This window comes from Phycisphaerae bacterium, assembly GCA_041652575.1.
GTDB lineage: Bacteria > Planctomycetota > Phycisphaerae > Sedimentisphaerales > UBA12454 > UBA12454.
The window spans coordinates 19,593-30,964 of the sequence record JBAZHC010000022.1; the positions used below are offsets into that span (position 1 = coordinate 19,593).

General features: G+C 42.7%; 12 protein-coding genes. 5 read left to right on the top strand and 7 right to left on the bottom strand.

The features are described 5' to 3' along the window. Positions 1-25: 25 nt before the first annotated feature. The 3 genes from WC496_12510 to WC496_12520 all read right to left on the bottom strand — a co-directional run bounded on the left by WC496_12510 (position 26) and on the right by WC496_12520 (position 3,769). Positions 26-565: a type II toxin-antitoxin system VapC family toxin gene (locus WC496_12510; GenBank protein MFA5293837.1), complete on the bottom strand. Its 540-nt coding sequence runs from the start codon at positions 563-565 to the stop codon at positions 26-28. Beyond that, positions 558-3,158, bottom strand: a complete 2,601-nt coding sequence (locus WC496_12515) for an N-6 DNA methylase (GenBank protein MFA5293838.1) — start codon at positions 3,156-3,158, stop codon at positions 558-560. The genes WC496_12510 and WC496_12515 overlap by 8 nt, the downstream gene beginning before the upstream one ends. Before the next feature lie 284 nt (positions 3,159-3,442). Further along, on the bottom strand, positions 3,443-3,769 hold the full coding sequence (locus tag WC496_12520) for an AP2 domain-containing protein (GenBank protein ID MFA5293839.1): 327 nt from the start codon (positions 3,767-3,769) through the stop codon (positions 3,443-3,445). On the opposite strand from WC496_12520, the gene WC496_12525 reads away from it, so the two are divergent. Then, positions 3,758-3,955 (top strand): hypothetical protein, encoded by a 198-nt coding sequence (locus WC496_12525; protein ID MFA5293840.1) that lies wholly within the window; start codon positions 3,758-3,760, stop codon positions 3,953-3,955. The two genes, WC496_12520 and WC496_12525, sit on opposite strands and share 12 nt — an antisense overlap. Positions 3,956-4,306: 351 nt before the next feature. Here WC496_12525 and WC496_12530 read toward each other — a convergent pair whose 3' ends face one another. Beyond that, complete coding sequence (locus WC496_12530; GenBank protein MFA5293841.1) at positions 4,307-4,927, bottom strand: peptidylprolyl isomerase; 621 nt, start codon at positions 4,925-4,927, stop codon at positions 4,307-4,309. 145 nt (positions 4,928-5,072) lie between these two features. Here WC496_12530 and WC496_12535 point away from each other — a divergent pair, with 145 nt between their 5' ends. Beyond that, complete coding sequence (locus WC496_12535; GenBank protein ID MFA5293842.1) at positions 5,073-6,767, top strand: Na/Pi cotransporter family protein; 1,695 nt, start codon at positions 5,073-5,075, stop codon at positions 6,765-6,767. A 1-nt stretch (position 6,768) separates the two neighbouring features. On the opposite strand, the gene WC496_12540 is transcribed toward WC496_12535, so the two are convergent. Next, positions 6,769-7,200: an RbsD/FucU domain-containing protein gene (locus WC496_12540; protein MFA5293843.1), complete on the bottom strand. Its 432-nt coding sequence runs from the start codon at positions 7,198-7,200 to the stop codon at positions 6,769-6,771. Between the two features lie 52 nt (positions 7,201-7,252). On the opposite strand from WC496_12540, the gene hisH reads away from it, so the two are divergent. Together hisH and hisF are read left to right on the top strand one after the other, a co-directional pair. Beyond that, positions 7,253-7,873, top strand: coding sequence for an imidazole glycerol phosphate synthase subunit HisH (hisH, locus tag WC496_12545; GenBank protein ID MFA5293844.1), 621 nt, complete (start codon positions 7,253-7,255; stop codon positions 7,871-7,873). Between the two features lie 39 nt (positions 7,874-7,912). Further along, a complete protein-coding gene (gene hisF / locus WC496_12550) occupies positions 7,913-8,692 on the top strand; it encodes an imidazole glycerol phosphate synthase subunit HisF (GenBank protein MFA5293845.1) in 780 nt (259 codons plus the stop codon). A gap of 93 nt (positions 8,693-8,785) precedes the next feature. Here hisF and WC496_12555 read toward each other — a convergent pair whose 3' ends face one another. Together WC496_12555 and WC496_12560 are read right to left on the bottom strand one after the other, a co-directional pair. Continuing rightward, complete coding sequence (locus WC496_12555) at positions 8,786-10,051, bottom strand: DJ-1/PfpI family protein (protein MFA5293846.1); 1,266 nt, start codon at positions 10,049-10,051, stop codon at positions 8,786-8,788. 18 nt (positions 10,052-10,069) lie between these two features. Then, a complete protein-coding gene (locus WC496_12560) occupies positions 10,070-10,393 on the bottom strand; it encodes a lipid-A-disaccharide synthase N-terminal domain-containing protein (protein ID MFA5293847.1) in 324 nt (107 codons plus the stop codon). A 73-nt stretch (positions 10,394-10,466) separates the two neighbouring features. On the opposite strand from WC496_12560, the gene WC496_12565 reads away from it, so the two are divergent. Continuing rightward, positions 10,467-11,222 (top strand): VanZ family protein, encoded by a 756-nt coding sequence (locus tag WC496_12565; protein MFA5293848.1) that lies wholly within the window; start codon positions 10,467-10,469, stop codon positions 11,220-11,222. Positions 11,223-11,372 lie beyond the last annotated feature (150 nt).

Here is an 11,372-nt window from a genome sequence, read left to right on the forward strand (position 1 = left end):
TTACCGAACCATAAACATCCACTTTTTATTGGTTCCCTACTGCCCAATTTTCAAGATATAATTCTTTGCCTATTACATCTAAAAGTGGTCGTAAAGATTTAGTATCGTTTGTAACCAGAGTAAAATTTCTTGTTATAGCTTGAGAAACAATCCAAAGATCGTTTTCCTGAATTTGAAGCTGAAGCGAAGTAATAGGATCTATGAGTTGTTCAGGCCTACGTCCCGCAACCTTTTTATCTCCTCCGAACTTCTCAAATAGCATTGCTCGTATTCGTCCGTACTGTAATGTAACATGTTTGTCAATTTTATACTCTATAGGAGCAACATCATTAACAAACTGTCTGAATTGCGTTTCTAAGGAACCGTCTTTCTTTTTCTGCACGCGGTAGCCGAATTCTATTTCCCCCCACGTTACTGAAGAAATCCAAATTTTAAATGACTCTTTGCTATTTTTACATTGTTGTTTGAGTTCAGCAACACGCTTTAGTACGTTGCTATGCCACGGTTCTTGATCAGGATTAAACCAATATCCCCAGATATTTGTATCAACAAGAAAATCACGCATCTTTTGCCTTCTCCTCGAAAGCCTCTGTTGCTGCACACAAAACCTTATTTATCTCCGGTGACTGATGTTTTCTAACCCATTCATCTGCGAAGGTAATTGTTGACCGCTGATATTCCTCGGACAAGTATTCATGCAGGGGCACAGCAGATTCAAAACCCTCTGGATAATAACCTTTAAAATCAAAATCCACGCCTTTTCTTGGTTTACTCTGGAACAAATTCAGAATCCGTTTCTCCATCTTTGGTGGTAAATCATATAATCGCAACACTTCTGCATCAATTAACAAAAATAATTGCTTTGCCTTATCTAAAATATCACTTGTAAATCCTGAATCCAATTTTGTCATTAATCCGAAATATTTTTCAACTAATTCATTAAGCCTTTCTATGTCCGACTCTGAACACGATGGGATTGGTATTTTTGATGCAATTCCTTTTGCAATATCTCTGTCAGTCGTATGTGTAAATATAAACGCATTTGCTAATGGCCCATTTAATATCGCCCATAGTGCGTTAAGTGACCAATTAGTATTTTTTAGTCGAAAAATTAAGAACCGACCATTAATAGGATATCCTTTGGAATCGATAAGAATTTTTAATCTCCAAGGTCCCTCACTGACCGGCGCATAGTTTATTAATATTTGCGCTTTACCTGTTTCAGTCCCCCACAAAGGGCGTCGGATAACATTTTTTGAGAGATTCATCCAATATTTATCGGGCAACCCATGCAGTTTAATATCATCATTAAACAATGCATATCCTCTAACAGCCCCTGTAAATTTTTTCTTATCGTATGTTTTTGCACCTTTCGGAAGGTCTTCTTCGCCTTTGTAGATCAAACCCTGCCCACCATCGGCAATCGATCCTAACTTTGGATAGTGATTTATGCAGTAATCCCATATCTCGCCTAACTCAATCACTTTTAATGTATATGTAGGATTTTTCATGAATTGAGTTTGGGGAATAATCTGATCTTGAGCTTCATACTTTTCGCAAAATTGTTTTAATCGATCTTTAAAAACACGTCTGTAAAGAATATCGTTCTTATTAATACTAACTGTTTTTGTAGTGAGGTACAACTTTCGCCCACATATTACAACAGCTTCGTGATTTGCATAGCTGAAAACACCTTTTGGTAAATTACATATCTGCTGAATTTCAAAGTCATTTACTATCATTTTCCGTAGGTTAGTTATATTTTGCTTATCCAAAAATCCTCTTGGAAGAATAATTCCAAAAACCGAACCTTCTTGCATATAAGGCAGGGTTCGCCATAACATTTCCGCTGCTTTGTTAAAAGAATTAAGTTTTTGGTCTGCTTTTCTGCAAGTAAGCTGTTCCTCCGGCGTAAAATCCTCAAAAGGCGGATTGCATAATAAGATCATCGCCTTTTCAGCTTTCTTCCTTAGTATGTCGCTCTTAAAAATGTCACTTTGTACAATATCCCATCCATTCGGATTAGGTACATCTGCCATAGTTAAGGATAATCGTGCAATCTCCAGTGCAAAAGAATCAGTCTCTACCCCAATCAATTGCTTTTTTGCATAATCGTGGAATGCTTTCTCGTCACCCTTAAAAAGTTCCCGCAGCAGTCGCATCGCTCCGGTAAGAAATGGTGCATGACCGCATGTAGGCTCGAGCACGACTCGTTTTTCTTGTGGAATCTGCTCAATCCACGGCCAGAGTTGCCATACAATATAATCAACCAGATATGAGGGTGTCGCATGAATACCAAGAGCCGATCTTAGCTTCTTATCAACAAGTACATTTTCATACATATACGCAAAAGCTTCGGTCGTCAGATTATTCAAGTCGGCAAATTGTTTGATTTGCTCTGCAGCTTCTTCAAGAGATTGAGCTTGTTGTTTAGTTCGAACATTTACAGGCTCTTGAGCTCGGTAATGATTTTCGACTGCCTTAAGCACACTTTCTACGTCACCCAGGTTTAACCCTAAAAATCCTCTCACTCTCTTATCCTTGAGAATCTTAGCACAAAGAAGCCAAAACGCCGCTCTGAATATCCATCGTTGATTTTGGGGCTGTTCCAATTGTTTATCTCCAAAACCATTACGAAGTTGACCGATGACTCTTTTCATCAATCCACCAAGACGCTCTCCCATTTCGTGCTCCAACAAAGGCATCAATCCAATGTCAACAAAGCTCAGTTGTTGACTTATATCGACACGCCCAAGATTTTTGGCACGCCAAATTCTGTCAGGTAAAAAGTCTTTTTTGTGCGAAGAAAAAAAAGAATTAATATTATTTTTTGAAATCGTTTCTTTAAGTTTTGCCCCACTTGTTCCAATATTCCACCATTGAAGCATTCCATTGCAACAGACAAATATAACAGGTGCTCCAAATCCACGGTATTGGTTCACATATTTTTCAGTTGTTCCAAGCAACTCATTACATTGAACTACAGAAACACATGACGTACGAGAATCATATACAGGTTTGGCAAATCCCGCTAATGCAATAGTTTGTTTGCCGGTGTTATCCTCATAGACATAATCTGGCCGCAACAGGTCATTTGAATACCCGCACCGCTTCAAATTCGTTTGAACCTGCGAAATTAAGCTATTTTGTGCTACCAAAAAAACCTTCCCATTGGCACAAATCTTATATTTATACTCTATTACATATCGGCATAGCTATGCCCAATTCCTTGATTTTCTTCTTCCAGCACGTTTTAAATTCCAATCTGGGGGCACATACTTACTTCCATTATAATGAAGTAGTATATCGTTAAAGTGGAAAGAAAAGCAAGTTTTTTCACAGTCAAATAACTCAGTGAAATCCGTGATTAAATACTATGGGAAATTTAATGCCGCGTATTCGCCGGGCTTTGATTACCACCTCATTTACATTCGGGGCTCTGTTAACCGAAATTCAAAGCTGCGAACTCACCACGATACAATATAGCGGCTTTGTCGTACGCACGGGCGGCTTCTATCTCATCGTCGAAATAGCCGAGGTGAATTTTTTTGCCGTTATGGGTGATAATAGCGCGAAATTTTTTGTGATACTCACACCACTTGACGCCTATATATGCCGAGGTGCTGTTATTTTTTTTACTTATTTTCCGGTTATGGCAGTTCTGGGCGGGAGTTGCAAATCTTAAGTTCGCCTTTCGGTTGTCCAGGCCGTTACGGTTCTTATGGTCAACAAAAAGGCCGGGAGGAGGAGACATAATATGACGATGCATAGGCCTACCTTTACTTTTGCCGTGGGAATATATTACACGATGGGCATAAAAAGTATTGCCGCCACTTTTGGCGTGCCATTTGTATCGATTAAGCTCGTCAAAATCTTCAGGGTCAACAATAGCGTACTTACCCTGCGTGAGAAGGATTCTTCTGAACGTATAGCCATAGCGGATTTTTCTGTATAGAAGAGCAAGACAAACAGAAAACCATTCTTTAAGCACAGGAACTTTGATATGAGGGTCAAGATAAATTGGAATGTCTCCTACTGAAATGAAAATTTAATATAAACTCGAAGCTCGAATTACGAAATTCGAAACAAATCCAAAACACAAATTTTCAAAGGCTTAAAACCGTTTTGAACTTTCGGTAATTGAATTTTTGAATTTGTTTAGTGCTTAGGATTTAGAATTTCGGATTTCCATAGTTAGGCATCCGATTTTGTTAGTTTTAAGCCTAACTATTGGTGTATTATACCATATATTTAACAAAAATCAAGCAAAAAATGCGATTTTTATCAAAAAAAGTGTGTTTTTGTGTTATTCGACTCTGATTGATTTAATTAGAACGGTTTCGGCAGGTACATCGCCGGGACGGGTCTGCACAGCCGCTATCGCATCGACAACATCCATACCTTCGACAACTTTGCCGAAGACGGCATAGCCTTCGTCACGAACGCCGTAATTGAGGAATTCATTATCGCCGTGGTTGATGAAGAATTGCGATGTTGCGCTGTCGGGGTCCGGTGTGCGGGCCATAGCGATTGTGCCGCGGTCGTTTTTCAGGCCATTTTTCGCTTCGTTGACAATCGACGGCTTGACAGATTTTTGGCGCAAATCCGCAGTCATTCCGCCGCCCTGAACCATAAAGCCCTTTATAACACGATGAAAAATCGTGCCGTCATAAAATTTATCCTCGACATACGACAGGAAATTTTTGCAGGTAACCGGAGCTTTTTGCTCGTTAAGCTCGACTATAATATCGCCTTTGCTTGTCTCGATTCTAACCTTTGTTACGGCCTTGTCTTGTGTAGTCATTATTTTTTCATCCTTTTGAACTGGTTTTGTGCTTTTAGCGGTTTGCTTGTCACAGCCTGACTGTAAAGAAATCGCAGCCAGAACTGATACGATAACGAAACTGTACAATATCTTTTTTGCCATATTTGCTTTACTCCCTGATTTTAAGTAGGTTATAACAGTTTTTTTGTATTCTGCAACCTTTTTTGACTTTGCGAAAGCAGGCGGCAATGATATACTCCCTAACTAAATTCTAATCAAATATTAACGATTCAATCACAGGGCGGCTATGGACAGTAATACAATAATGCTGATGGTTTTCGGCATCATCGGCGGACTGGGCATATTTCTGCTCGGAATGAAAAATGTTTCCGAGGGTATGCAGGCGGTCGCAGGCGATAAGCTGCGCAAACTTATAAACGCTGTTACAAATAACCGTCTTTTGGCCTGCGGAATAGGCGTGCTGGTCACCTCTGTTATTCAATCGAGTTCGGTTACCACTGTAATCGTCGTAGGCCTTGTAAATGCCGGCCTGATGAACCTTACACAGGCGATAGGTGTTATTTTCGGGGCAAATATCGGCACAACGATAACAGCGTGGATTTTGGTTATAAAAATAAGCGAATACGGTCTGCCTCTTCTGGGCGTTTCTGCAATGTTTTATCTTTTTACTAAAAAAGATAAAATTCGTTATACGGCGATGGCGCTTATGGGGCTTGGAATGGTATTTTTCGGTCTGGAGTTGATGAAGAATGGTTTCGCCCCGCTGAAAGGAATGCCGGAATTTCAGGAGTGGTTCTCGCGTTTTTCGCCGACCTCTTATATCGGCGTAATAAAATGCGTTCTCGCAGGAACCATTGTAACCGGCATAGTTCAGTCGTCATCGGCCACAATCGGTATCACTATGAGTTTGGCCTTCAATGGCGTGATCGATTATCCCACAGCGGCGGCGCTGGTGATGGGACAAAACATAGGAACGACCGTAACGGCACTGCTGGCCTCGCTTGGAGCATCGACGAACGCCAGAAGGGCAGCGTGGGCCCATACGCTATTTAACGTCATAGGCGTATTGCTGATTATTCCTGTATTTTTCCCCTACATAAAAGCTGTCCAGGCGTTTATACAATGGCACAGCGGAGTGGCAGCATCTACGCTGGTTGTAACCGACGGCATAACTGCATATCCCCATATGATGGAAGCAATAGCTATCACCCACACGGTTTTTAATGTGCTCAATACCCTTATATTCCTGCCGTTCCTTCGGCCGCTGGTCAATCTGCTCTGCCGGCTCGTGCCGGAAAAAGCTGTGCCGGAAAAACCAAGACTTACGGCGCTGGATGTCAGGATGTTCGACGCACCTGCACTTGCTATAGAACAATCCAGAAGAGAAATCCTAAGAATGGGTTCGGCAGTAATGGAAATGATGAAAACGCTGAAAGAAGTCATCTTATCGCCGGACGAACAAAAGGAAAAAGCGGAACAAATATTCGAAAAAGAAGGTGAACTGGATTTAATGCAGAAAGAAATCATCGAGTTCATCAGCAATATAATGTCCGGCAATATTCCGCATGAAGTAGCCGAGGAAAGCCGCAGACAGTTGAGAATGGCCGATGAATTAGAATCCGTAAGCGATTATATAGCCAATATTCTGAAGCTGAATATTAAACTCCGCCAATCAGAGCAGAAAATAACCCCTGAGGGTCTGGCGGCTATAATGGACCTGCACGATAATGTAGCTGAATATATTCAACTTGTAAATGAAGCGACTGAAAACGACGATACAAATATACTCCCGACGGCAGAGAGCAAAGGCAAATCCATAACGGAACTTATGAAAAGATACCGAACAGAACATCTGTCCCGAGTCAGCAGCGGCAAGGCTACTCCGCTGAAAAGTCTTATCTATACGGATATGCTCAATTCATACAGACGAATAAAAGACCATAGTCTGAATGTCGCGGAAGTGCTGGCAGGCGAGAAGTAATTCAGCTTTTTATAACACCTTTTTTTAGAATTATGTTCGCATAAAGAGCAGATTCACTGGTAGCGACAACGGCAAAGGCCTGTTTTGCCCGTTCGTAAAATTCGAACCGCTCGACAAATTCAAAATCGTCGAACTTTTCACCGCTGGATTCGATAATTTTTTTATACTCTTTCCAGATAACCGGTTTGGTTTTGTCGCCGGGAACAACTTCCATAAGAGCGACAGGCTTTTCAACATAAATATCAAGCGGGAAAAGCTTCAAAACGGCTTTTAAAACTTCAGGTACGCCGTGGCCGTCACAACGAATGAGTTTTTTTGCCATAGAAGCGGCAGGGAAATTGCCATCGGCAATGACAATCTCGTCGGCGTGACCCATTTCAGACAAACAGGCCAAAAGCTGGGGCGAAATAATCGCCGGTATTCCTTTAAGCATAAAACTTGTCTCCATAAAAATAATATCATATAATACCAAAAAGGCAGAAAAAATGATAACAATAATCGATTACAAAGCGGGAAATCTGACAAGCGTTAAACTTGCTTTCGAGAGTATAGGCCGGGAGGTTACAATCACCGACAGGCCGGAGGAAATTATCCGCGCAGAAAAAATAGTCTTTCCGGGAGTCGGGGCGGCCAAGGCCGCGATGGACAACCTGAAAGAACTGAACTTAGTCGAACCTATCAGAAAGGTAATTGCTGACGGCGTTCCATTTTTGGGGATATGTATCGGAATGCAGGTTTTGTTCGAATCAAGCGAAGAAGACGGCGGGACAGAATGTCTCGGCATTTTGCCGGGAAGCGTAAAAAAGTTCAAATCGGCTGATAAACTCTGCAAAATTCCGCAGATTGGCTGGAACACCGTAAAAATCGTCAGAGGACACCAGATTTTTGACGGGATTGAGGACCTGAGCGAATTTTACTTCGTACACAGTTTCTATCCGGCGTGCAGCGATAAAAATCACATAATCGGTCAGACCGAATACGCTGACGCAACTTTCGCCAGCGCGGCGGGAAAGGGAAATTTTGCCGCGGTACAGTTTCACCCTGAAAGGTCAGGGCGAATCGGTCTGAGACTGCTTGAAAACTTCGGCAGATGGGACGGAAAATAGCCACAGAGCTCACAGAGAACACAGAGAATTAAATAACAAATGTTGACAAAAAGAATAATACCGTGTCTGGATGTAAGAAACCGCAAGGTAACCAAAGGCGTAAAGTTTCAGAACAATATCGACCTGGGCGACCCTGTTGAGATGGCGGTAGCGTACAGCGACGGCGGATGCGATGAGCTGGTTTTCTACGATATAACGGCTTCTGCGGAAGAAAGACCGATTGACATCGGTATGGTGCGCGAGGTCGCAGAGGCGGTGCATATACCATTCGCGGTTGGAGGCGGAATAAAAAATCTCGAAGATATGAGGCAGGTGCTTTTGGCCGGGGCCGAAAAGGTCAGCGTAAATTCTCTGGCGGTGCGCAAGCCGAATATCATCTCCGAAGGCGCAAAACAATTCGGCGCTCAATGTATCGTGCTCGGGATGGACCCTGTAAAAGTCGAAAAAAGCAATAAGTTTCCAAGCGGATATGAAATCACAATACAGGGATTCAGAACCAGAACAGGACTTGACGCTTTGGAGTGGGCGAAAAAGGCCGAAGGCCTCGGCGCGGGCGAAATCGTCATCAACAGCGTCGATGCCGACGGGACACAGGAAGGTTTTGAAATAGACCTTACCAAATTAATCGCGGAAAATGTCGGTGTACCGGTAGTAGCGAGCGGAGGAGGCGGAACAAGCCGGCACCTGATTGACGTATTTACCAAAGGCAAGGCAGACGCGGCGATTATAGCGAGTATGATTCATACGGGAAAGTTCACAATTAAACAAATAAAGGACGAACTCATCGCCGCCGGAGTTTCTATAAGACGAAAATGGTAAATTAGGGTATAGGGTATAGGGTATAGACGGGAACAAATCCGATTTTTTACCCGTCGTCCAGAAGCAGTTATTCAATCTACCTTCAAAATTTATTTAGCCGCCCTGCTGTTTCATCATCTGCACGATAGCTGCCCCGAAGCGCCTCGATTCATTCTGGCCGCCCGATGTACCGGGACTGTCGGCTGTAATTAAATTGCCGTCAATTTGAAGACCTTTCCTTTGCCACTTCGCCCCGGCATTAATCAGATTCAGCCGCTGCGACGGGAAACTTGCAATATTTTTGTCCCTTACGATACCGGCACTGGCAAATATTCCCGGAGCAGTACCGATGGCAGCGAGAATTTTTTTATTTTCATTTGCCGTCCGCACGAGTTTTAATATGGCATTGTTGGCAAAATATTCTTTCACGCCCTGGCCGCCGATGAAAATAAAAGCATCATAATCATCAATTTTTATATCCCCGACAAGCATTGCTGATTTTATAACATTTTTTTCAATGCCCTTTATATCACCCTTTATCGAACTTGCGATATCCACCCCAATGCCCGCTATCTGGAGAGCTTCCTGTGTGCCAAAAAATTCCTTATCCTCGAAATACTGACTGGGCACAATAATAACAGCCCTCCTGGGACGAACAGGAGCAGTCTGGCGAACAATCGGTGCGTATCCCTGTGACAAAACAGGCTCAAGAAATGTCTTTTGGGCCGGGCTGCCGACACAAATCATATATACAGGCTCAAGGTCTTCAGTAAGCCTGCAGACTCTTGCGACGGTCCTGGAATCAAAACTGCCGATTGGCATAGAACCAAGACCAAGCGAAACGGCCTGAAGCTGGAGATTCTGCGCGATTCGGCCGGCCTCAAGACAGATAAATCTTTCGCCTCTGCCGCGTAATTCGACTTCAACTTTCCTTGCGGAACCGGAAATTATAAAGATACACGGAGAATTCTTCACCACGGGCAGCCTAAAAACAGCACCAAAAAGCATTGGCCTGATATCGCCGTCAATCTGCTTGATTAAATTGTGGCCGTTCGGGTCGTAAACATACAAACCGTCCGGCAGTACTACATTCAACTGCATCGGATAAATATCCATGGCAGAAGGAGTGGTCCTCAATCCGCCGGCAGAGTCTGTTATACCCTGGCCCGACCAGCATAACTGTCCAATCTGTTCAATCTTAAGCTCCTGAGCGGTAAAATCGCTGATGTTCCTGCGATTTTTAATCACCTGTTCAAGCGAAAATCTGCCGTTTAAATCCTGGTCAGGCAGCCTCATGATTGCTACAGTAGGAGCGGAGTTTACAGGCAGAGCCGGGATGCTCAAAACCAATAACAGAACAAATAATAATATTTTTTTCATTTTAAAACCCTCCGACAATCAGTCTTCATCTTTTTCAAGCGGACCAACCCGGCCAACTTTTTTGTGTTTGTAAATAAGATGCAGATTCCGAAAGTAAATAAGCGTGTTAAGCGAAAAGCCGAGGATGAAAATCGGTTCCGACCTGTGGAAGCTGTAAATAAGCAATATAATGCTGCCTATTATAGACAGATACCAGAATGATATCGGGACGTGCGATTTTTTCTTAAATTCACTTACAAGCCATTGAAGTATAAACCTGCCTGCGAAAGTAAACTGGCCGACAAGACCGAACAATGTCCAGACAGGTTCCTGTGAAAGCTCTCTTGCAAAAGACTCAAACATATACTACTCCTGAAAATTAACTGTTTTATGATAACCAAATATGATATAAAAACAACCTTTAGAAAAATCCTTTATGCGATTAACCAAAGAAAAAAAGTTTTTTACAATCATACTGGTATTTTACTGGCTGAGTATATTTATCGCCACACATATTCCCGTACCCGGCTGGACAAGAAAAATGGGTGTCAGCGACAAAACAATGCACTTTGCCGCATATATGACCCTTACAATTCTTTTATGGCTGGGCAGCAGTTTCGGCGAAAAAGCCCGCTGGCGAGGGCTGAAAAGCCGGCTTTTGCTGGGGATTGTAAGTCTTTACGCGGTTATGGACGAGGCGCTTCAGCATTTTGCAAGGCGCTCGTTCGATTTATCGGATATGGCCTCAAATTTCGGAGGAATTGCCGCTGCATTTTTGCTGGTAACCCTTCTGCAAAGTACCCATGTAACAATGATACTTGTTTCTGTTTCGATGTTATTCCTGCCGGCCCTTGTAAGGTCGCGGCTTATAACACAGAACTCAATATTCGAAGCTTCGGCCTATCTGGCCGGTTTTGCGATTGTAACTATCGCATGGATTAAATACCTGTCACTGGCCTATGAACTCAATTTCAAAAAATTAAAAAATATACCGATATTTTTCGCAGGACCGGCGGGGATTGCCGCGATTGTAAAAATTTACGCGGTGCTTACAAATAAACCCTTCGGCGTAACGGCCTTTTTGAGCGCTTTCGCCTCGATAATATTAATCCTTTTCATCGCCGGAATGATAACACAGAAACAAACCCCCTCTGTAAAATTAAAAGGAACCTCTACTAATCCGAAAAATTGAGATTGCTTCGTCCACCTTAGGTGTCCTCGCAATGATTTTATGAAAGCGTGTGTCTCCTCTTGCGGTTAAAATGCCGCATGAGAAAACCTAATTCAGCGACCACAAGTCGCAGAAAGGAGACACACATGGAAATTATATCAATGGATTCGC

What these genes read in the sequence shown, in the direction of transcription:
- WC496_12510 (MFA5293837.1), bottom strand. Translation starts at nt 565, where the DNA reads ATGCGTGATTTTCTTGTTGATACAAATATCTGGGGATATTGGTTTAAT.
- WC496_12525 (MFA5293840.1), top strand. Translation starts at nt 3,758, where the DNA reads ATGACGATGCATAGGCCTACCTTTACTTTTGCCGTGGGAATATATTAC.
- WC496_12520 (MFA5293839.1), bottom strand. Translation starts at nt 3,769, where the DNA reads ATGCATCGTCATATTATGTCTCCTCCTCCCGGCCTTTTTGTTGACCAT.
- WC496_12530 (MFA5293841.1), bottom strand. Translation starts at nt 4,927, where the DNA reads ATGGCAAAAAAGATATTGTACAGTTTCGTTATCGTATCAGTTCTGGCT.
- WC496_12535 (MFA5293842.1), top strand. Translation starts at nt 5,073, where the DNA reads ATGGACAGTAATACAATAATGCTGATGGTTTTCGGCATCATCGGCGGA.
- WC496_12540 (MFA5293843.1), bottom strand. Translation starts at nt 7,200, where the DNA reads ATGCTTAAAGGAATACCGGCGATTATTTCGCCCCAGCTTTTGGCCTGT.
- hisH (MFA5293844.1), top strand. Translation starts at nt 7,253, where the DNA reads ATGATAACAATAATCGATTACAAAGCGGGAAATCTGACAAGCGTTAAA.
- hisF (MFA5293845.1), top strand. Translation starts at nt 7,913, where the DNA reads ATGTTGACAAAAAGAATAATACCGTGTCTGGATGTAAGAAACCGCAAG.
- WC496_12555 (MFA5293846.1), bottom strand. Translation starts at nt 10,051, where the DNA reads ATGAAAAAAATATTATTATTTGTTCTGTTATTGGTTTTGAGCATCCCG.
- WC496_12560 (MFA5293847.1), bottom strand. Translation starts at nt 10,393, where the DNA reads ATGTTTGAGTCTTTTGCAAGAGAGCTTTCACAGGAACCTGTCTGGACA.
- WC496_12565 (MFA5293848.1), top strand. Translation starts at nt 10,467, where the DNA reads ATGCGATTAACCAAAGAAAAAAAGTTTTTTACAATCATACTGGTATTT.